The organism is Pedobacter sp. G11 (genome assembly GCF_003860265.1).
Classification (GTDB): Bacteria; Bacteroidota; Bacteroidia; order Sphingobacteriales; family Sphingobacteriaceae; genus Pedobacter; species Pedobacter agri.
In genome coordinates, this window is record NZ_CP034190.1 from 2,034,330 (window position 1) to 2,056,087 (window position 21,758).

Sequence of the window (21,758 nt, forward strand, 5' to 3'; positions counted from 1 at the left end):
CATTATTGCCTACCGGAAATAATCGCATTAATAAACGCGTCATGCAATTTTTTACTGAATGGACTCTGCTGGTCTTTTAACCTTTCAGGATGCCATTGCACAAACAGTAGAAATGATTTGCCATATGGATCAAGTCGTTCCATCGCTTCGGTAACACCATCAGGTGAGAGTGCACTAACTACTAATCCTCTTCCGGTACGATCTGTACTTTGATGGTGATTGCTATTTACCAGGCCTTTAGTGGTATGAACAATTGTATTAAGCCATGATGATTCATTCACAATAATTTCATGATAACGGTCACTCTTATCAGGCATTTTACTATGATCAAATTTTCCCCAGGAGGCTATATCAGGAATTAAAGTACCACCAAAAAATACGTTGCCAACTTGCATGCCTCGGCAAATTCCTAAAACTGGTACATCATTTTTCTCTGTATAGTCCAAAACCTGAAATTCGAATGCATCACGCTTCTCATCCACATCATCTTCATAACAATAGTGATAATACTCCGGAAGGTTATAAAATCTGGGGTGAACGTCTTCTCCTCCAGTTAAAACAATTCCGACACATTTTTCAATATCGTTAAAGTTATCGAGTTTATAGCCCAGTTTTATCACCTCAACCCGCTTATCATAACTTAAAACCCAATCACTGTAAATATCGAATTTGCTACAATCGGTAACTCCTATTATGATTTTATCTGACATGGTTTTCTTGTGCTTTCCCTTTAAAATATCTGTTTATTGCCCCAGTAAGCAAATATGCTTATAAATTTTTTATACGGTCTACAGATTGTAAAAAATCCTGATTTTGTTATCTTGCATAAACAAACCTCATCTCATGTTGGAAAACGCACTCAAGCCATCCATAGATTTTAGAAGAACGGCTATTAAATCAATATGGGCAATTTTGCTGTTCATTTTTACCTATATTTTTCTCATCGTCATCTCCGTTACATTAACTTTGGTTTGTGGCTATCTGGGCATAAAGTTAATGGAGTTTTATACTCACTTTTACACCATTCTGCTAGGCCTCGGTATGATTGGTTTCGGCTTTTTGATCCTCTTTTTTCTGATTAAATTTATGTTTAAGCATAAAAAAACAGACCGCTCACACTTGGTTGAAGTAACAAGGGTTGAGGAGCCAAAATTATTTTCGATGATTGACGAAATCATAAGCGCAGTACAGACCGATTTTCCTAAAAAAGTTTATCTCTCTGCCGAAGTTAATGCATCTGTTTTTTATGATTCGAACTTTTGGAGCATGTTTTTGCCAATTCGAAAAAATCTTCAAATTGGTATGGGCCTTATTAATACTACTACAATAAATGAGTTAAAAGCGATATTGGCGCATGAGTTTGGACATTTTTCGCAGAAAAGTATGAAAGTTGGCAGTTATGTTTATAACGCAAATAGCATCATTCATGATATTTTGTATGATAATGAAAGCTACAATCAGTTAACAGGAAAAATTGCCGAATCAAATTCCTACTTAGGGATATTTGTTCTTGCATCAGACAAAATTATTGTTTTAATGCAGGAAATTTTAGTTAAGGTTTATGGAGTGCTTAATACAAACTATTCCAAACTTTCTCATGAGATGGAATATCATGCTGATGCCGTGGCGGGGCATGTGGTGGGTTCGAAGCCGCTTATTAATTCACTCTTGCGGATGCAGCTTGCTAATCAGGCATTTGACACTGTGCTTAGCTATTACAATCGGAAAATCGAAGCCAACATTAAAACCGCAGATGTTTATCCACAACAATTAATGGCAATGAATTTTATTGCCAAAGCAAATAAACTGACTTATACTCATTTTTTTCCTGAAGTCAATCTGAGTTATTACAATCGTTTCAACAAATCTAAACTTAGTTTTAACCATGAATATTCATCACATCCGGAAACCGAAGATAGAATAAGACGCTTAGAGCTGTTGAATGCTGGTGTTGAAGATGAACAGGATGGATTAGCGGTAGATTTATTAGTGAAGAAAGATGAAATTGCAGCGCAACTTACGGGTTTTATGTTTGCTGGTGTTGATTACAGCAATGACCCCGTGAATCAAAGCGCAGCTGATTTTGAAGTTGATCTAATCGGGCAAAATGATGATCATTCTTTCCCTGATGAATTTAATGGATATTTCGATTTTCGGAATCCGTTCACAAAGTATAGCTCAAGTGATTTTGCAAAACCAAATACCATAACCAACTTAAGTATAGTAGAACTATTTGGAGAAGAAAATTTAAGTTTGATTTATGATTTAAATGCGCTGGAGGCAGATTATAATGTAATTGACAGGTTGGATTCTGGTTTGATCGAAGCAAAAACATTTACCTATAGCGGGCTAAAATATTCAAAAGCTGATAGCAGAAAAATGTTAGAATACCTGAATGCAGAAATGAAGACTAAAATGGAACAGCTGGATGATATTGATTTCAAAATTTTCGAGTATTTCCGCCTTGAAGCCAGAGCACAGGATGTTTATGAATCGTTCGAAAAGTTGGCGATTTCCTATCAGCAAATAGCCAATAAATTCAAGGAGCAACAGATTATTTATACCGATTTATTAAGTTCTACCTCTTTTTTGCACAGCATTAATCACCCTAATTTTATTAAAAATAAGATGGTACTGGTTAAAAAAGAAGAAAAAAAGTTTAAGGAAAGTATTCTCTTCATTTTAGAGGATGATCAATATCGAGATAGCTTTAAGATAGAGGAACGACTTCGTTTAAAGGAATATTTGAATCACGATTACAAATATTTTGGCGCCGATTTATACTTTGATGAGGAACTGAAAGTTTTGTTTGCTGCCTTGGAAGATTATTTAAATGTAATTACTCAAACCCATTTTGCGGCAAAGAAAGCACTGCTTGTATTTCAAGCAAGTTTAATCGCTCCTGTGAAACATCAAAAAGCCGATAGTGTTTAACTACCGGCTTTATTCGGGTTATTGCGAATCCCTTAATTTGTTAAAAATCTGGCTGTCTCTCGTATTTTTTTGCACCGTGATGGCGCCAAATAACGAGAGTAAAAAGGCAAAGGCATAAAATCCCTTCTCGCTTGGTAAAAGTGTAGCGTTCCATAAACCGATAACAAGCAATGTAATGGTAAGTAAGGTAGAAAACCAGCTTAAACCATAATAGATTTCGGTTACAGGAATGCCTTCCAGTTTATCGCGAACAGCTTTTTGTAATGAAATTACGGCAAAAAGGCCAAACATCAGTACGGTAAAATAGTATCCTTTTTCGTTTAGGAGCATATCGGAACGCCAAAGGCCTACAATAAAGCCAATCATTCCGATGCCCAATGCAATCCAGGCCGCAGCCACAAATGCATTTGATGGTTTTTGATTCATTTGATTAGAGTTTAATTTAATTTAGATAGAAAACGTTAAAAGGGTTATAAAATGTATATTCTGATCACCATTGATAACGAATTGTTCACCTTGATCTAGGTTAGCAATCTGCTTTGAATAAAATGATATTCTTCGCATTAGCTCATATAATCTTATATTAGTTATATGCAAAAATTGCTCACATCTGTACAAATGCGTAAGGCCGATGAACATGCCATTGCTAATCTGCCGATTGCCTCTATCGATTTAATGGAAAAAGCCGCCCGTGCTTTTGTTCAAAGCTTTCTGAGAGATGAGTTTGATGCCAGTAAAAAAATTGCTGTATTCTGTGGTAATGGAAACAACGGTGGAGATGGATTGGCTATTGCTCATTTGCTATGCAACAATGGCTGTGAAAATGTAAAGGTTTACATCTTAAATTTCAGTGATAAAAAAAGTAAAGATTTTCTCATCAATTTACAACGTTTAGATGAATCAAAGTGTAGAAAAACAGTAGTTAACAGTGTTGCTGAATTGAAAAATGTTAAAGCAGATATCATTATCGATGCGATTTTAGGATCTGGCTTAAACAAGCCTCTAGAAGGAAAATACGCCGAATTAGCCGTATACATTAATAACTTAAATAAAAAAGTTTATGCCGTTGATGTGCCCACTGGTTTCCCTACAGAGGGGAAAATAAGGGCTGACTATAATGGTATAAAAGCTTATAAAACCATTTGCTTTCAACGGCCCAAAAACAACTTTTTCTTCCCGGAATCGGCAATGGCAACTGAAACTTATGAAGTTGTTGCAATAGGGTTAGATGAAAATTTTATCCAGAAGCAAGAAACTGATTTTCTTTTAACAGAAGAAGCCGATATCCATCATCTTCTTAAACCCAGAAAACTTTTTAGTCATAAAGGCACTTATGGACATGCTTTAATTGTAGCCGGTAATACCAATACCATGGGTGCTGCGCTGCTTGCGTCAAAAGCTTGTTTACATACGGGAGCAGGTTTAATTACAGCATGCATTCCGCCAAGCGGATTGATAGCATTGAATACAACATTGCCGGAAGTAATGGCTTTGCCGAGAGAGGAGTTTACGCGTATTGAAAACCCTGCAAAATTTCAAGCCATTGCCATTGGTCCGGGTTTGGGAATTTCAATCGAGAATGAGCGACTTTTGGAACGTCTTATTTTGAGTAACCAACCTTTGGTTATTGATGCTGATGCTCTTAACATGTTGGCAGAAAGGCCGGATCTTATTGAAAGAATTCCTGCAAAAAGCATCATTACACCACACATGAAAGAATTTGACCGCCTTTTTGGCGATCATGAAATCTGGTGGGATCGGTTAATGACCGCTAAGTTTCAGGCTGAAAAACTTAAAATAGTAATTGTCCTGAAAAATCAATTTACCTTCATTTGTTTACCAGATGGTAAAATTTATATCAATCCAACGGGTAACCCGGCAATGGCCCAGGGTGGGATGGGAGATGTTTTGACAGGTGTAATTGTAGGATTTCTTGCTCAAAAATACTCATCAGAAGATGCTGCTATTTTAGCCTGTTACATCCATGGTAAAACCGGCGATGAATTAGCCACTGAACGTATTGTGGTAAATGCGGCCCTCTTAGCTGAACAAATATCTGTAGAAATCAAGCGACTTGCTTAAATTTTACTGACCTTATCTTCCAGCTAAAGTTGCAGTAAATTAGATAATCAGTTTCATTAGATTTTGGTGTAGAAATTGATTGCTCAAGGAACGTTAAAAAAATAAAACTAAATTACGATGGAAAAAAAAGAATATACCCTCAACGAGCTCATCAGGGAATCGGCGGAAGATCCGAACGAAAACGACTTTTTCGAGTTGGAAAAGCCAGCAATGCTGGAAGTAAACCTTAAAAACCAAAAAATATTAGCGAAAGCGGGATCGATGGTGGCTTATATTGGCAATGTTGATTTCAAACGCGAAGGATTGCTAAGTAAAGGTTTGGGTGGTTTGTTGAAAAAGGCAATTTCAGGAGAAGGCACATCGTTGATGCATGCTGCAGGTACGGGGAAACTTTATCTGGCCGACGAAGGCAAGAAAGTAAAAATTATTAAACTGCAAAACGAATCTATTTTTGTAAACGGCAATGATGTTTTGGCACTCGAAGAGAGCATCAAAAATGAAATTAAAATGCTGAAAAGCGTTGCTGGAATGATGAGTGGAGGTTTATTCCAGGTAAAATTATCCGGAAGTGGCTACATCGCCATTACTACACACGGCGAACCAATTTTGTTAAGGGTAAGCGCAAACCAACCGGTATATACTGATCCAAATGCTACTGTCGCCTGGTCTGAAAATCTATCTCCAAATATTAAAACCAATCTCACCTTTGGCTCTTTTATTGGAAGAGGAAGTGGCGAATCTTTTCAACTGGAGTTTTTTGGCGAAGGCTGGGTTTTGGTTCAGCCTTACGAAGAAGTAAAATATGCACAGAAATCATAGTATAGAAAAAATCCCGGCAGGTTAACTGCCAGGATTCATATATATATTATGATTTAAAATTTAATTAAACACCACCCATCACGGAGAGCTTTTCCATTGTTGGGTTAACACTACCGCCCATCGGTTCGATGGTAACAGCAAATGCCTGTGCCTCTTGTATGGTTTGCATTTTTTGCAAGGCCTCATGAGTAACTGAATCAGTTTTTCCGAAAACCCCTAAGCTTACAGGTTTTCCATTTACTAGCGCCCAAAGTTGGTATTCATGCTGGGCATCAGTTTTTGGTAAATCCATCGCCACATAGTTAATCAATACGCTCTTATCTTTTTTATTCCAGTAAACATTCATTTTCGAATTCGGGCTAAAAGCCTGGCCTGACATTCTGATGGTTGCCCATTCTTTGCTGTCGGCCATGGTTACCATATTGTCCAACCCTTTATTCTCATACTCAAGCTGACTCACGATACCGGCAAATTTTTGCTTGTCCAGGTTTAAACTCGCAATCTGATCGTGGGCAGCATTTAATTTATTGTATGTAATTAGCAATGCAACACCACTCACCACTAGCAAAGCTATACACGCTACCAGGGCAAAACGCAACGTCCTTATCTTTCCATCACTATTGTCTAACCTCACAATTCGTGATTGTTCCTGGTATTGAGGGGTAGAGCCAATTGTTTCTACTTCATCCTCATTTTGCAGTCCAAGCTTTTCAAACAATTTAGTTTCTACATCTGCAGATGGCTCTATGGCATTCTGCATAGCATAGTTTTCCATAGCGAGCTCAATAGCTGCTATCTCATCTCTAACCTCAGGGTTTTGAGATGCCATTTCTTCAACCTGCAACGTTTCCTCTGGTGATAAATCACCTAAAACGTACAACTCAAGTACTCCAGATTCGATATATGCTTTTAAATTTTCCACGCTCAATTAAAACTCCTTCTCAATTCTATAATAGCCAGGCGGATTCGGGTTTTTACCGTTCCTAATGGCAGATCTAACTTTTCTGCTGCCTCCACATGGGTGTAGCCTTTATAATAAACTAAATTGAGAACTGCTTGTAAGTCTGGTTTCAGGTTCTCTACAAGTTGCTTAACTCCAAGTACGTCAGGGTTAAAGGTCACCTTGTTTTGTTCATCAACGAAACTTACGTTATTTTCTATATCTTGGTTTTTGAGTGAATTCTTAAAATCTTTAGATCGCAACTTATCAATAGATAAATTCCTTGCAATATTCATCATCCAGGTAAACAAGCGGCCTTTAGTATTATCGTAATGAGCGGCAGATTGCCAAATTTTAACGAAGGTTTCTTGTAACACATCCTCTGCAAGTTCAGTATGTGTGATAATACGTGAAATAACACCATAAAGTGCCGAGGAATACATGCTGTACAATGTTTTTAATACTGCAGGATCTTTCGATTGCAATGCAAGAACGAGTTCAGGCTCTGTTAGGGATGATTTTTTTAATGCAGTCACTATTGGTTACTAAGATACAATACACAACATACAAACCAAAAAAATGTTTTACAAATCTATTCCTTGCCGGAATGCGATTTCTAAAACATTTTTTAATTATAAACTGCGAAATTAATGTTTATGCAATGCCTTCAATAGGGAAAAGATGTTTTTCTGCATGATAAGATGAGCGAACCAGTGGACCACTCTCCACATATTTCAATCCTTTTGCCAATCCTACTTCTTTGTACATCGCAAAAGTATCTGGATGAATCCAATCTACAACTGGATGGTGGTTGCGGGTTGGCTGTAAATATTGACCTAATGTTAGGATATGAACACCGTTTTCAACCAAATCATCCATGGCTTCGAAAATGTCTTCTTCAGTTTCACCCAAGCCAAGCATAATTCCCGTTTTGGTTCTCAACCCAAATTCAGAGATCCTTTTTAAAGCTTCCAGACTTCTATCATACTTCGCCTGAATACGCACTTGTCTGGTCAGGCGTTTTACGGTTTCCATATTATGCGAAACGACTTCAGGGCGTTCGTCTAAAACGCGGTATAAATTATCCCATTGACCTTTAAAATCAGGGATTAAAGTTTCTAGCGTAGTGATCGGGCTTTCTCTGCGGATGGCTTGTAAGGTTTCAGCCCAAATAATTGAACCTCCATCTTTTAAATCATCACGATCTACCGAGGTAATTACACAATGCTTTACGCCCATTAATTTTACCGAACTGGCAATGCGGTTAGGCTCATCAACATCAACAGCCAAAGGACGGCCGGTTGCCACTGCGCAAAATGAACAGCTTCTGGTACAAATGTTGCCTAAAATCATGAATGTTGCCGTACCTGCACCCCAGCACTCACCCATGTTCGGGCAGTTTCCACTCTCGCAAATGGTATGCAATTTATGCGTATCAACCAAACTGCGCACTTGAGCGTACTCTTTTCCAACAGGTAATTTAACGCGTAACCAATCTGGTTTACGTTTAACTTCAGTCACAGCAGGTACTACCGGTAAATCAATCATATCGCAAAGTTAAGGATTAGGATTGAAATGTAGCAATACTGAAATGTTGGAATGTTGTAATGTTTGGCGTGACAACAGTTGGGTCTGAAGTTAGCTACATTATTAGTTTACCACAAATTCTTTGCCTTCTCCAATAGTTCACTTCCTTTTTTAGTGATTTCTTTTTTACCGTTTTCGATGGTTGTAGCTTGAGTGTACTGACTTACCGCGTTAGACATGGCTTTGAATTTATTAATGCCTGCAAAAATCTCTGCTGTATGTGGTACCTCATTCTCTCGTAAAACCTTTTCCCAATCAATTTTTGATAACACAGAAATCATATATTTTGAGGCCAGTTTCGCCATAAATGTTTTATCGTAAACCCCATTCAAGGCTGCATCAGCATCACGGTTTTTAACATAATCTATTGTTTTTTGAATGGCTTCACGTTCAGCCTCTGAAAATAGTGGGCTGGTTTTAAGCTTTTTTAAAGCAGGAACTGCCTTTTCCGGATTTTCTCTTTTCAGGTTTAAATAAGCGTCAACTATCCATACCAGCTCAGTTTGAAGACCTAATTTATTCATGTCTTTCACAAATAAATCGAAATCGTCCAAAGATCTTTCTTCATCCACTTTTCGCTCCATGCGCATTCTGTCAAAACCTCTAAAAAGATAATTCATACCATGGAAAGCAATGTACGTTTGCTCATCACTCAAATTTCTCCATCCAAAAAAAGCCTTGGTATAGGGAAGCGCAATATCCTCATTCTTATCCAGCCATTTAATATTGCGGGATAAACCATCTTCAGAAAGATAAAACAGGTTGTTCCCAAAAAACAGAAAACCGCGAACAAACTCCAGTAAAGTTTTAATCTCTGAATCATCCAGAAATTCTGGCTGGGTTTTAGAACATTCATACAACGCAAAGGGCTGACCTAAATCTCTTGTAGTGAGCACAGCCATACTTAAAATAGCATGTTCAACATTTTGAGTGCGGATTTTTTCTACAGGATTGATGGTTTTTAGGTCTATCTTAGGAGCGCCATACATCACATTAAAACCTTCAATCAACCCAGGGAAAATATCTTCATCTGTATTTTTAACCAAAGTTTTAACTTTTCTATAATCGTTATAGAGTTGTAATGCTTCCATAACTGAGATACTTTTTTTATTGGTATCCAGCTGATGCATGGTGTTCATGATATTTCGGGTTTGCGATGAAAATTTTTGATAATCTGCATTGTTTGTATCAAGAACTGCATTTGAACGAATGGCAATTTTAGCAAACTTGTAAAATACAATCTTATCATAGTTGATATTTTCTTCCAGTCTTTGTTTATCAAGGTCCAGTAAAGCCTCATCTGTTTGCTCTTTGGAACAACCGGAAAGCAGAACAGCACAAATCAATATTATTAAATTCTTCATTTTAAAAACCCCAGCAAGGAAATAATTCAGTAATTAAAAATATAATTTTAAAGTAGTAAGTTTTTTTGAGATGATTATTTGCAGGCAATATCCAAATTTCTGTAGTGTTTGTTCTATTATTCGCTCTTAAATAACTGCTTATATTTTACTTTAGATGATTTAGCTAACTACTCGAATGACAAAGTTTAGATTTTCATTCCAATCTTAATGAAGATTTGATAATTTCACTTCTAAATTTGACGTTTTGGATTAACTTTTCCTAATTAATTCTACCCGATTTAAACAAAAACACATTTTTTAGCAATTTTTCAGTTTTCATATGCGAAAATTCGTTTCATGTTTAAAATGATTCTAAATTTGTAACTCCTTTAATATAAGATGACAAAAAAGAAAAAGACAGTTGGTAAAACTGACGCAGATGTAATTCTAATTGGCGCCGGAATCATGAGCGCAACCCTTGGTGTTTTATTGAAAGAGTTAGAGCCAAACCTTAGTATCGAAATATATGAAAGGTTAGATATTGCGGCTGCGGAAAGTTCTGATGCCTGGAATAATGCCGGCACAGGCCACTCTGCGTTTTGCGAGTTAAACTATACTCCTGAAAAAAAGGATGGTACTGTTGAAATTAAGAAGGCAATTCAAATTGCAGAGCATTTCGAGGTATCAAAACAATTTTGGTCATATCTTATTGAAAAGGGCTTGATCTCAAATCCTGAGAATTTTATCCGTAAGATTCCGCACATGAGTTTTGTATGGGGGAAAAAGAATGTAGACTACTTAAAAAAGCGTTATGAAGCTTTGCATGAATGCAATTTGTTCGCAGATATGCAATATACTGAAGATGCTGAGCTGGTGAAGCAATGGGCGCCATTAATTATGGATGGACGTAAAAAAAATGAACAGATTGCAGCCACTAAAATGGACTTGGGAACTGATGTTAACTTTGGCTCTTTAACCCGTGATATGTTCAATCATCTTAAAGAACACCAAAATGTTAGTCTTCATTTTAATCATGAAATCCGTGATTTAAAGAAAAATAAAGACGGAAACTGGATTATAAAAGTTAAGGATTTAGAAACTAAAGAAAAACGCAAACGCGTAGCGAAATTTGTATTTATAGGTGCTGGCGGTGGTTCATTACCACTTCTGGAGAAATCAGATATTCCTGAAGGTAAAGGATTTGGAGGCTTCCCGGTAAGTGGGCAGTGGTTAAAATGTACCAATGAGGAAATTATTAAGCAGCACCATGCTAAGGTTTATGGAAAAGCAGCTGTTGGTGCGCCGCCAATGTCGGTTCCACATTTAGATACCCGCATGATTAATGGTAAACAGGCATTACTGTTTGGACCTTATGCCGGTTTTTCGACCAAGTTTTTGAAGAATGGTTCATTCTTGGATTTGCCGAAATCCATTAAATTTAATAATATTCGTCCGATGTTATCGGCTGGTTTGCAAAACCTCGATTTAACAAAATATTTAATTGAGCAAGTAAGACAATCTCCTGAAGATAGATTGGCCGCTTTGAAAGAATATTTGCCTACAGCACAGTTAAAAGATTGGGAACTGGAATATGCTGGTCAGCGTGTGCAGGTAATCAAAAAGGACGAAAAGAAAGGTGGCATTTTAGAATTCGGAACTGAAGTTGTCAGTGCCGGCGACGGATCAATTGCTGCATTACTTGGTGCTTCGCCGGGTGCCTCTACAGCAGTTTCCATTATGATTGAATTATTAGGACGCTGCTTTAAAGAAGATTTGGCAACGGATGAATGGCAGGCGAAAATGAAAGAAATGATTCCTACTTTTGGTAAAGAATTGGCTAAAGATGCCCAACTTTGTAAAGAAACCAGGGAAAGAACTTCCAGGGTTTTAGAGATAGAAAAAGTTTAAAAACTATGATATAAAAGAAAAGTCGCAAAATTTGCGACTTTTTTTATTTTTTAGAAGACTTTGATTCAGTTAAGCTGCGATTACTTCAGCTACTTCTTCTGCAGAAATATCGCTATGCGATGCTTCCAAAACGCAATCACCATCTTTAATTAATAAAATTTGTGGCGATTGATGTGTCACTTGAAATAAATGAGCAACCTCAGTTGATATCTCGCGGTAAGCAATTAAATCAAGGAAATATAATTTCGTATCTTCAGGAATAACATCCCAGCTAAATTCAAAGTTTCTTTTTGCCATCGAACTGATGGAGCAACGCGTACTGTGCTTAAAAATGAGGCTGTATCCGCTTGCAGATTTAATCTCATTAAGCTGATCTATTGAAGTTAAGTTAACCCAGGTCATAAAATATGGTTTTATAGGCTAACACTTGCAGTTAAATAAAGTTCTGCAAATGACCTAAAAATGAAAAATCTGATAATCGAAAACTAGTTTCTTCTGCGTTTGCCTTCAGGATAAGAGCTATAAGCCGGGCAAAGTTTAGAAGAACATGATTCTAATATGGTAATGGTGCAGAACACCGCCAATAATAAGATGGCAACTTTTTTCATTAGATTGGAGGATTAAACCACTAAGGTACAAATTTTTATTAAAACGCAATTTTAAATATTTGCTGAAAAATCGGCCATTTTTATTGCTGTAATTGCCGCTTCATCTCCTTTGTTACCGTGTTTGCCACCGGCACGATCTTGTGCCTGCTCTAAGTTGTTTGTGGTTAACACTCCGAAAATAACAGGTTTACTATATTTAATGCCAACATTAGTAATGCCCTGGGCTACTGCATCGCAGATAAAATCGAAATGTTTGGTATCGCCCTGAATTACACATCCTAAACAAATTACCGCATCAATATCAGTTCTCTTGCTCAATAGAATCTCCGCCCCACCGGTTAATTCAAAACTTCCAGGTACAGGTAAGGATACGATGTTTTCTTCAGCCACACCATTTTCAAGCAATGTTTTCAATGCGCCATTATACAAAGCACCAGTAATTTCAGCATTCCATTCTGCTACAATAATTCCAAATTTGTAATTCGCTCCGCTTGGAACAGTGGTATGAGAGAAGTCTGATAGATTTTTTAGTTGTGTTGACATGCGGCAAAGATAATGCTAAGCGATTAATGTTGAAAGTGCTAAATGTTTAAATGTTGTAAGTTTATGTTAGCTGAATTCCATTATAGGTAGCGCCGATCGGGATGATTTTTTCACCTATCCAAATTTGGCTGCGGTCGAATTTGGATATTTTATTTTTCGGCACAATGAACGCACGATGACAGCGAATGAAATCTGTTCTGGGCAAAAGTTCTGCAAGGTCGTTAATTGTAATTCTTGTGCTCACCAGTTTATCCTTCAACTGAATTTGAGTATAATTTCCTGATGCTTCCACATACATGATTTCGTTTAATTCAACCTTAATTTGTTCATAACCATCTTTAACAAAAATGAAATCAGTTTTAGCTTCCTGCTTCTGGTTTCGAAGATTGTACAATTCATGGGCCTTATTGCAGGCTTTCAGAAAGCGTGAAAGCGAAAAAGGTTTTAACAAATAATCAACAGCATCAAGTTCAAAACTTTGTACGGCGTGTTCCGTATAGGCAGTGGTAAAAACAACCATTGGTGGGTTGCTTAAGCTTTTCAAAAAATCTATGCCACTGATGTCAGGCATTTTAATGTCGAGAAAAATTAAATCAACTTTGTTGTGCTGCAAATAACCAATTGCTGCAAAGGCATCGGTGAATATTTCATTCAATTCTACAAACGGAACTTTTGACGCATGAGATTTAATAATCTCGAGTGCAATCGGTTCATCATCTATAGCAATGGCAATCATAGTTTTTTGTGGCAATATTACAAATTGATTATCCCAACTGCAAGGTTAAATGCACAAAGAACTCGTTGGCACTTTCGCGGATAATCAATTCATGTTTGCCAGGGTAAAGCAAAGCCAGGCGCTGTTTCACATTTTCCAAACCAATGCCACTTTTCAGTTTTTCCGGATCGTTATCTGCTTTGATGTAGATGCTGTTGCTTACGTCAAAGAATAAGGTTGCTTCTTTAGTTTGCAGCGTCATTTTAATATAAGAAGGTTGTTGCAAACTGATTCCATGTTTAAAAGCATTTTCAATAAATGGAATTAGTAGCATTGGGGTAATCTGCAAATTGTTCAGTTGTTCTTCTATATGAGAATCAATTCTGATGTCAGCTGAACGTGATGTTCTGAGTTTTTGCAAATCAATATAATTATTGAGGTATTCAACTTCTCTGGTGAGCGAAATTTTATCCTGCGTATTTTCGTGAAGCATGAAACGCATCATATCACCCAGTTTCTGAATACCTTCACCGGTTCGTTCGGCGTTTTCCTGTAAAGCAGTGCCAAATAGTGTATTTAAGGCATTAAATAAAAAATGAGGGTTAATTTGCGATTTCAGAAAATTCAAATTTGCATCCGATTTTCCTAATTCTGTTTTAAGCATCTGAATTTCGGTCTGCTTTTCAAACTTGTTTTTATAGATGTACCAGGCGAAAGGGGTGGCTACACAAACCATGCAAATTGAGGTGAGTATTAACGCTATCGGAATTGCTGGGCCGTTTCGCATAAAGCCAACCAATAACAGCAGTAACAGCAGGCAAATCATAATCGCAAGGGCAACATTTCCCCAAAAGTATCGTCCAAAGCCCTTATTTGTTTTACGGAGATTTGGAATGATGTAATAGATAGAGAAAAAAGTAAAAATAATATTTACAGGAGGCGCAATTAACCAGATCACCACAAACTCATAGTCGCGGGTAGGCGAAAAAACAACTGCGAAAACCATTAGCGTAATGAGCCAGATTTTTATCGAAGTAAAAATTTCGTGAATAATGCTGCTGTTATATTGCTTTAAGAAAGGAACCTTTTCTAACAAGACCATCCCTTTTTCGCTAAAATAGGCATAGATATTAAACAGCAAATAAAGCAAGAAAATATAGGTAAAAGCTTCACCAAACAAAATATCATAGCCGTGGTGAATATCATTTTCCTCTACCAAACGATCAGCTTGCGCATAAGTATTTGCCACCATCCAGGCTACAATTGAAAACCCGGTAATAAGAACGGTAAGAATAACGTTTAGCAAAACATTGTTCTTTTTCGCCAGGTGAGGCATAAAACAGAAGTTAATGAGCAAGAAACTGATATAGAGCAGACTTACTTTAAAAGTTTCAGGAAGAAAAAAATTAATCAGCCTGCTATATTCAATATGATTATCTATAAAACGGTAAGCATTTCCTGTTCCATAACTTGTGGAAGTGCAAATGCCTATGATGGCCAAAATGTAAAGTGTAGTGGAAATCCAAAACTCCAGTTGATTGATGTTTTTCGTTTTCGGTGCGGTTTCTTCGCCAGAGAGAATAATCATGTTGGTATTTGTTTATACTACAATGTTACTTAGACTTACCGTTTCGATTTTTAAAATGTGATGGATGATTTAAAAAATGTGATGAACAGTTGGGTTGTAGGTTGTAAGTTTTAGGTTATAAGTTTTGAAAGTAAAACTAATCACGTAAAACCTAACTCTTTTATCACCTTAAGTCGTATAAACTGAACTTATAACTATCATGTAAAACTTACAACTCTTTATTAACTTCGCTCCGGTAAATTGACTTACCACATAAAATTTATAACTTCCATGATCGTATACGGCATACCAAACTGCAATACAGTAAAAAAATCTATTGATTGGCTTAAATCACATCAAATTGATTTCGAGTTTCACGATTTCAAAAAGAAAGGCATCACAACAGAAAAGTTGGCTGAGTGGTGCAATATTTTTGGTTGGGAAACAGTACTCAATAGAAAAGGCTTAACCTGGAAAAAATTATCTAAAGATGAGCAAATGGCAATTGATACCCAGGATAAAGCGATAGCTTATCTGATTGAAAATACCAGTGCTATCAAGCGTCCAGTGATCGAAAAGGATGGGAAAGCAATTCTAATTTCTTTCGATGAGGAACGATATGCGCAAACACTTGCTTAATCCGTTTGTTGTAATGTTAAAGTTTGTTAAATGCAGCTTTGAAATGTTTTACTAAGTTACTTTTGATATATGTATAAGCTGATCGTTTTCCTCTTACTTGCACTGCCTTTTGGTGCCTTGGCACAAACCGTTACCACTGGTGTGGTGTTCGATTACAATAAAAAATCAGTTACCCTTCCTGGTGTTTCTGTTCGGAATTTAAACAGCAAAAAGGTAACCACTACCACTAGCACCGGTAAATATACCATCCCTGCCAGTGTAGGAGATTTAATTGAATTCTCGGCGGTAGGTTACCATACCGATACCTTATACTTAACCAGCTTGCTGAATAGAAGCATTTATCTTCCTGTAAAATCAACCAGCCTGGCCGACGTTGACGTACGAGCTGTGCGTATGAATAGCCAGGTTACTGATGCAAAAGATCCTTTGGCTGAGAAATATACCTTATTAAATACGGGAGGTAATTTAGGGCGGAAGAGGATGAAGGATAAGGTTGGCGGTTTAAATCTGAATTTGGGTTACGGAAAGTATAAGAGACAACAACGAAAAGAGGCCGATTTAGAGGAAAAGGAAATGTATCAGGAGGAAATTGATGCCAGCTTTAGTGAGAAAGCAATTACCGACCTAACTAAATTACAGGGAGAAGAATTAAAAAATTTCATGATTATTTACAGGCCATCAATTGAAGCTGTAAAAAGTGAAAGACCTTTTCGATACAACTATCATATATCACAGGCTTATGCAGCATGGCAAAAGTTAACACCGCAGCAGCGTAAACTTCAAGATTTACCGAAGTTAAAGGTGAATTAGAAATATTCAGTTTTAAAAAGTAACATTATAAGCACATATGGCGTCATATGTGCTTATTTTTTATCTTTACGCCTGTATTACAACTTATTCACATGAAAATTAATAAACTAATTGCGTTGTGTTATGTGGGCTGTGCCTTTGTTTTCTCAGCAAATGCTCAACAAACTGCACCAACCACAAACTACAGCCCGGCCGAGGCTTTCGGGCCATTATTTTATACGCAGAACGGAAACGAATTTCGTTCAGCAATGGGTATTCCAGGTCCTAAATATTGGCAAAACCGTGTTGACTATAATATCACCGCCAGCTTAGACGACACGAAAAGCCTGGTTACCGGATCGGTTACCATCACTTATAAAAATAACAGTCCGGATAAGTTACCTTATTTATGGTTGCAATTGGACCAAAATACTTTTAAAAACGATTCAAGAGGGAAGCAGATTACCCCAGCCCGCAGCCGTTATGGCGCACAAGGGGAAACGTTTGATGCAGGTTATAAAATTCAGAATGTTAGCGTATCGCAAAAATCAGCAGCAGTAAAATTCAAATCTATTGTTGAAGATACAAGGATGCAAATTCGCCTTGATCAACCAATGGCTGCAAATGGTGATGTGGTAACCATTAAAATTGATTACTCTTACATCGTACCAAAAGAAGGATCGGACCGAACAGGCCATCTAACAACGAAAAATGGCGAAATTTATGCCATTGCACAGTGGTTTCCACGCATGTGCGTTTACGATGATGTAATTGGTTGGAATACCTTACCTTACTGGGGAGGTGGAGAATTCTATTGCGAGTATGGTGATATTACCATGGCCTTAACTGCTCCTGCAAGCCACATCTTAATGGCATCAGGAGAATTATTAAATCCTCAGGAAGTTTTTACAGCTGAACAATTGAAAAGATGGAACGCTGCCAAAACCAGCGATGCCACTGTTCATATTCGTACAGAAGCAGAAGTTACTGATCCAAAATCTCGTCCGGCAAAAGATAAATTAACCTGGAAATACAAAATTGTGAACGCCCGCGATGCTGCCTGGGCTTCTTCAAAAGCTTTTGTTTTAGATGCTGCCCGTTACAATTTACCTAGCGGTAAAAAAGGCCTAGCCGTTTCAGCACAACCTGTAGAAAGTAATGGCGTTGATTCTTATGGCCGTGGAGTAGAATATGTTAAATCAACCATCGAACATTATTCAAAACAGTGGTTTGAATATCCTTATCCAATGGCGGTAAACATTGCAACAAATATTGGTGGTATGGAGTATCCAGGTATCGTTTTCTGTGGATGGAAAGCAACCAAAGGTAACGCTTGGGGTGTTATCGATCATGAGTTCGGCCATACCTGGTTCCCAATGATTGTTGGTTCAAATGAGCGTAAATACGGATGGATGGATGAAGGATTTAATACATTTATCAACGGCATTTCATCTAAGAACTTTAATAACGGCGAATATGCCGAACGCCCTGCTAATTTAAATGCCATCGGCAAACAAGTAATTGGTAACCCTAAATTTGAAAACATCATGCAAATGCCTGATGGAATGATCGAAGGCAATATTGGTGTTAATTTGTATGCTAAACCAGGATGGGGACTAAACATTTTGAGAAATCAAATTTTAGGTGAGGATCGTTTTGATTATGCTTTCCGTGAATACATCAAGAACTGGGCGTATAAGCACCCAACACCTTTCGATTTCTTCCGTTCGATGGAAAATGCCGCAGGTGAAGATTTAGCCTGGTTTTGGAGAAGCTGGTTCCTGAACAATTGGAAAATGGATCAGGGAATTGGAAATGTTGAAGCTGTAAAGCAAGATAATAAACTAGTGGGCTATACCATTCGTGTTAATAATCTCGAAAAAATGCCAATGCCAATTATTCTTCAGGTAGAAACTGCAAGTGGTAAAAAAGAGATCGTTAAAGTACCAGTTGATGTTTGGATGAAAAATACTTCATGGGTAGTTCGCTTCCCTACAACAGAAGAAGTTGTTGCGGTAACGCTCGATCCAAATAAAGTGTTACCAGATTCTAATCCTGATAACAATACCTGGACAGCAGGAAAATAATAATTATGATTTTAAAGCCCTTGGATGAAAATCTAAGGGCTTTTTTTCTGAATGTGATGAGCGAAAAGGAAAATGTATATAAAAGTTATGATAAAATTGCTGAATGGTTTGCCAGCAACAGACCCGGTCAACTGATTGAAAAGCCTTACATAGATCGGCTTCAATTACTTCTTCCAAACCAGGCAACAATTCTAGATCTGGGTTGCGGAAATGGAAAGCCCATCATGGGATATTTGCTACAATCAGGATTTCAAGTAGTAGGCGTAGATGCAAGTGAAAAAATGCTTGATTTGGCTAAACAAAACTTTCCGGCAGAAACTTTTTTATTGCAGGATATGCGAAAGCTGCAAATTGGAAATAAGTTTGATGCCATTATAGCCTGGCATAGCTTTTTCCATTTGCCGGCTATTGATCAACCCAAAATGTTTGAAATATTCGCTAATTATCTCGTTCCTGGCGGGATGCTCTTATTTACATCTGGCAGCGAAAGGGGTGAGGCCTGGGGCTTAAATGGTGGTGAAAAACTTTTTCATGCTTCATTGGATTCTGATGAATATCGGCTACTCTTGCAGCACCATCAATTTGAAATCATAAATCATACTGTGAATGATGCAGCATGTGGAAACGCTACGGTTTGGCTGGCCCAATTTAATCCTCAATAGTTTTATAATTTCTTTAACTTTGCGCCATGGCCGATCAGCAAAAAAACAATCCACTTCACGGAATCACGCTTGAAAAAATTGTAACGGATTTGCAGGCTCATTACGGCTGGGAAAAACTTGGTACGTTGATTCGCATCGATTGCTTTAATAACAATCAGAGCATTAAATCGAGTTTAAATTTTTTGAGAAGAATGCCCTGGGCTCGCAAAAAAGTAGAAGATTTATTTCTGGATACCTTCCATAAATAAAATTTGCATTGCCCTACCTTCAGGTTTGATCATTAAAAAGCTTATTTAAAATCTTTCTAATTTAGCTTAAAAGATTTATCTTTACGAGCAACACCATGAATAAAGAAAAAGTAAAATTATGGTTTAAGCGAGTGGGCTTAATCGGTTTTTTATTCTTCCTGATTAAAGGATTAATCTGGTTAGTGGTATTTTATTTTATAGGGAAGAATGTTACTTAAAGGTAAACAGCATATTCGCTAGAAAATTCCAAACAAATACAATCACAATCGCAAAAAATTTAGCAACGTAAAAGTTGGTTCCGTTTTTTCTCTGATGAAACAGATAAATAATGAATGTATTTAAGCCAAGCCCAATTAAACTAACGACTAAAAATTTGCTAAATTCTGTTCCCCAATGGGCATTGGTGCTTTGAAAAGTCCAGATTCTGTTGATTAAATAATTGTTGGTTACCGCCAATGTAAATCCAATGGCGTTGGCGAGGTATTTATTTACTTTTATCTTTTCTTTAAAAAGCCAGGTAGCACCGAAATCTATCGCCATGCCCAGCAAACCTGTCAATCCAAATTTTATAATGCGGAAGAATAAATCCATGCTATTCTACTTTAACCAAATAAAAATGTTCTAATACCTGGTTTCTGGTGTTTTTATTTAAAAACTTCGGCGTCAATTTAGAGATATGAAAGTATTCAAAAGAATTCAATACTTTAACGTTGTACAACGTTTTTAATTTTGATAATTCAGTTTCTGAAACATAAACAACTAAATCTTTTGTGCTTTTGTATTGATTTAAATCATCGTAATTCCATAAATATTTAACTTCCCCGGGAGCGTAAAAATCAAATGAAAAAGCATCAATATAATTTAAAACCGCTGGTTTCGCAGTTGGGTAGTTTTGCTTTAGCCATGTTCCGGCTTCACTGCCCGATTGATATTTCAATGCTGCCGGATAGAAAAATACAAAAAGATATATCATGAGTCCAACAGATAGAAATACACTACGGCCAATGATGGTTTCAGTTTTAGTTCCCTTGAAAAACCAAAATGCAAAAAGAAAAAGGCTCGCTAAAATGATAATTGCCAATACATAACTGTTAAAGCCAAAGAAATAAGCTAATGCAGAAAGTATAAGCATAACCAAAGCGTAAATAATATTCTGCACCATTAGAAATGCTTTTAAGCCTTTTATTTCGAGTTTTTGTAAGTACAGCGCTGTGATTATAGAAAACTGCGGAAAAATAATTAAAATGTAATGTGGCAGCTGAAATTTTGATAAGGAGAAGATTAAAAACGTAACCGTAGCACTCGCCCAAATCATAATACTTTCTGGAGCTAAACTAACCCGATTTTTCTTTTTGAAAAGATTTATCACCGCTGCGTACAACAATACCGACCAAGGCAAAAATGCCCATAGTGTGGTATGTAGAAAGAAAGAGATATCCCCCTTGCCTTTTATTGGGCCATTGTTAAAAAAGCGCCCGAATTGACTGTCCCAGAAAAAGAATTTTAATCCAGATACCCCCGTTCGGTTAAAAACAACTTTTTCAGGGTGTAAATCAAATTGTGTATAAAGGGAGTAAAGCTCTGGAGTAATGAAAACAAAAATCAACACGATTGCTATCCACCATTTTGGTTGCCACAGCTGTTTGTATTGCTTGGTAAATAACCAATAGATGATGAAACCTGCAAATACAGGGATGAGCACAAAAATTCCTTTTACTAAAATTGCGCAAGCCGCGAAAAATGAACCAGCAACAATATGCCAGAATGATTGATTGTGAGCTTTGTAATAATGATAAATTGATGCCAGCGTAAAGGTGGTGATGTAGATTTCTGCTCGTACATCGAAAGTAGAGGTGCCGATATGTAATGCGCTAAGAAAAATTACAGCACTAATTAATCCGGTTTTTTCATTATAAATATCTTTTGCTAGTTTATAAAGATACCATGCACCCAAAAGGCCAAACAGGAAATTTGGTAATTTATAAGCGAAGGCAGAGATGCCGAAAAGTTTAAAAAAGGCGGCGGCGATCCAAAAAGTTAAATGTGGTTTATCCAGCCAATCTGCTCCACGACCATAAAGGTTAAACCAATCTTCGAAAATGATGATGTTTTTTGCCATCGAAGCGTAAAGTGCTCCATCTGGCTCCATAACTCCACTAAAAAGGGCGAAGCTGCTTACAAATACAAGTAACGCAATTAAAACTTTATAGAATGTTGTATCCTTTAAATTCATGATGATTTGGACAAATATGAGCAAAAAAAAGTCAAATTTATTTAGAGCTTAAGA

22 protein-coding genes are annotated in these 21,758 nt (G+C 37.0%); 9 read left to right on the forward strand and 13 right to left on the reverse strand.

The window, feature by feature from the left end:
- Positions 1-2 precede the first annotated feature (2 nt).
- Complete coding sequence (locus EA772_RS08860; RefSeq protein ID WP_124912572.1) at positions 3-710, reverse strand: gamma-glutamyl-gamma-aminobutyrate hydrolase family protein; 708 nt, start codon at positions 708-710, stop codon at positions 3-5.
- Positions 711-843: 133 nt separating this feature from the next.
- On the opposite strand from EA772_RS08860, the gene EA772_RS08865 reads away from it, so the two are divergent.
- Entirely contained in the window at positions 844-2,934 is a 2,091-nt protein-coding gene (locus tag EA772_RS08865) for a M48 family metallopeptidase (RefSeq protein WP_124912574.1), read from the forward strand.
- Between the two features lie 18 nt (positions 2,935-2,952).
- Here EA772_RS08865 and yiaA read toward each other — a convergent pair whose 3' ends face one another.
- A complete protein-coding gene (gene yiaA, locus EA772_RS08870) occupies positions 2,953-3,360 on the reverse strand; it encodes an inner membrane protein YiaA (RefSeq protein ID WP_010602688.1) in 408 nt (135 codons plus the stop codon).
- A 165-nt stretch (positions 3,361-3,525) separates the two neighbouring features.
- Here yiaA and EA772_RS08875 point away from each other — a divergent pair, with 165 nt between their 5' ends.
- Both EA772_RS08875 and EA772_RS08880 read left to right on the forward strand, forming a co-directional pair.
- Positions 3,526-5,016 carry an NAD(P)H-hydrate dehydratase gene (locus tag EA772_RS08875; RefSeq protein ID WP_246834078.1) on the forward strand — a complete coding sequence of 497 codons (1,491 nt, stop codon included), beginning with the start codon at positions 3,526-3,528 and terminating at the stop codon, positions 5,014-5,016.
- A 117-nt stretch (positions 5,017-5,133) separates the two neighbouring features.
- Positions 5,134-5,835 carry an AIM24 family protein gene (locus EA772_RS08880; protein WP_010602690.1) on the forward strand — a complete coding sequence of 234 codons (702 nt, stop codon included), beginning with the start codon at positions 5,134-5,136 and terminating at the stop codon, positions 5,833-5,835.
- A gap of 64 nt (positions 5,836-5,899) precedes the next feature.
- Here EA772_RS08880 and EA772_RS08885 read toward each other — a convergent pair whose 3' ends face one another.
- The 4 genes from EA772_RS08885 to EA772_RS08900 all read right to left on the reverse strand — a co-directional run bounded on the left by EA772_RS08885 (position 5,900) and on the right by EA772_RS08900 (position 9,726).
- Positions 5,900-6,757, reverse strand: coding sequence for an anti-sigma factor domain-containing protein (locus tag EA772_RS08885; RefSeq protein WP_124912576.1), 858 nt, complete (start codon positions 6,755-6,757; stop codon positions 5,900-5,902).
- Between the two features lie 2 nt (positions 6,758-6,759).
- Complete coding sequence (locus EA772_RS08890) at positions 6,760-7,311, reverse strand: RNA polymerase sigma factor (RefSeq protein ID WP_010602692.1); 552 nt, start codon at positions 7,309-7,311, stop codon at positions 6,760-6,762.
- Positions 7,312-7,429: 118 nt separating this feature from the next.
- Positions 7,430-8,323, reverse strand: a complete 894-nt coding sequence (gene lipA, locus EA772_RS08895; protein ID WP_124912578.1) for a lipoyl synthase — start codon at positions 8,321-8,323, stop codon at positions 7,430-7,432.
- Between the two features lie 107 nt (positions 8,324-8,430).
- Positions 8,431-9,726, reverse strand: coding sequence for a short-chain dehydrogenase (locus EA772_RS08900; RefSeq protein WP_124912580.1), 1,296 nt, complete (start codon positions 9,724-9,726; stop codon positions 8,431-8,433).
- 378 nt (positions 9,727-10,104) lie between these two features.
- On the opposite strand from EA772_RS08900, the gene EA772_RS08905 reads away from it, so the two are divergent.
- The gene (locus EA772_RS08905) at positions 10,105-11,613 is read left to right on the forward strand and encodes a malate:quinone oxidoreductase (protein ID WP_124912582.1); all 1,509 of its coding nucleotides are present in this window, start codon (positions 10,105-10,107) and stop codon (positions 11,611-11,613) included.
- Between the two features lie 69 nt (positions 11,614-11,682).
- Here the strand turns inward: EA772_RS08905 and ytxJ are convergent, their stop codons facing one another.
- The 5 genes from ytxJ to EA772_RS08925 all read right to left on the reverse strand — a co-directional run bounded on the left by ytxJ (position 11,683) and on the right by EA772_RS08925 (position 15,067).
- Entirely contained in the window at positions 11,683-12,015 is a 333-nt protein-coding gene (gene ytxJ, locus EA772_RS08910) for a bacillithiol system redox-active protein YtxJ (RefSeq protein WP_010602127.1), read from the reverse strand.
- An 83-nt stretch (positions 12,016-12,098) separates the two neighbouring features.
- Positions 12,099-12,221 carry a hypothetical protein gene (locus tag EA772_RS22365; RefSeq protein WP_255352363.1) on the reverse strand — a complete coding sequence of 41 codons (123 nt, stop codon included), beginning with the start codon at positions 12,219-12,221 and terminating at the stop codon, positions 12,099-12,101.
- A 51-nt stretch (positions 12,222-12,272) separates the two neighbouring features.
- Positions 12,273-12,764 carry a 6,7-dimethyl-8-ribityllumazine synthase gene (ribH, locus tag EA772_RS08915; protein WP_124912584.1) on the reverse strand — a complete coding sequence of 164 codons (492 nt, stop codon included), beginning with the start codon at positions 12,762-12,764 and terminating at the stop codon, positions 12,273-12,275.
- A 61-nt stretch (positions 12,765-12,825) separates the two neighbouring features.
- Positions 12,826-13,500, reverse strand: a complete 675-nt coding sequence (locus tag EA772_RS08920; RefSeq protein WP_010602130.1) for a LytTR family DNA-binding domain-containing protein — start codon at positions 13,498-13,500, stop codon at positions 12,826-12,828.
- Positions 13,501-13,528: 28 nt separating this feature from the next.
- A complete protein-coding gene (locus tag EA772_RS08925) occupies positions 13,529-15,067 on the reverse strand; it encodes a sensor histidine kinase (RefSeq protein WP_124912586.1) in 1,539 nt (512 codons plus the stop codon).
- Positions 15,068-15,337: 270 nt separating this feature from the next.
- Between EA772_RS08925 and EA772_RS08930 the strand changes: the two genes are divergently transcribed.
- The 5 genes from EA772_RS08930 (at position 15,338) to EA772_RS08950 (ending at position 19,471) form a co-directional block, all read left to right on the forward strand.
- A complete protein-coding gene (locus tag EA772_RS08930) occupies positions 15,338-15,685 on the forward strand; it encodes a Spx/MgsR family RNA polymerase-binding regulatory protein (protein ID WP_124912588.1) in 348 nt (115 codons plus the stop codon).
- Positions 15,686-15,754: 69 nt separating this feature from the next.
- On the forward strand, positions 15,755-16,495 hold the full coding sequence (locus EA772_RS08935; protein WP_010602133.1) for a hypothetical protein: 741 nt from the start codon (positions 15,755-15,757) through the stop codon (positions 16,493-16,495).
- Positions 16,496-16,587: 92 nt separating this feature from the next.
- The gene (locus EA772_RS08940) at positions 16,588-18,561 is read left to right on the forward strand and encodes a M1 family metallopeptidase (protein ID WP_124912590.1); all 1,974 of its coding nucleotides are present in this window, start codon (positions 16,588-16,590) and stop codon (positions 18,559-18,561) included.
- A 5-nt stretch (positions 18,562-18,566) separates the two neighbouring features.
- Entirely contained in the window at positions 18,567-19,223 is a 657-nt protein-coding gene (locus EA772_RS08945) for a class I SAM-dependent methyltransferase (protein ID WP_124912592.1), read from the forward strand.
- A gap of 26 nt (positions 19,224-19,249) precedes the next feature.
- A complete protein-coding gene (locus EA772_RS08950) occupies positions 19,250-19,471 on the forward strand; it encodes a VF530 family DNA-binding protein (protein WP_116170331.1) in 222 nt (73 codons plus the stop codon).
- A 210-nt stretch (positions 19,472-19,681) separates the two neighbouring features.
- On the opposite strand, the gene EA772_RS08955 is transcribed toward EA772_RS08950, so the two are convergent.
- Positions 19,682-20,062, reverse strand: coding sequence for a GtrA family protein (locus EA772_RS08955; protein WP_124912594.1), 381 nt, complete (start codon positions 20,060-20,062; stop codon positions 19,682-19,684).
- Between the two features lies 1 nt (position 20,063).
- The gene (locus EA772_RS08960) at positions 20,064-21,704 is read right to left on the reverse strand and encodes a glycosyltransferase family 39 protein (protein WP_124912596.1); all 1,641 of its coding nucleotides are present in this window, start codon (positions 21,702-21,704) and stop codon (positions 20,064-20,066) included.
- Between the last annotated feature and the right edge of the window lie 54 nt (positions 21,705-21,758).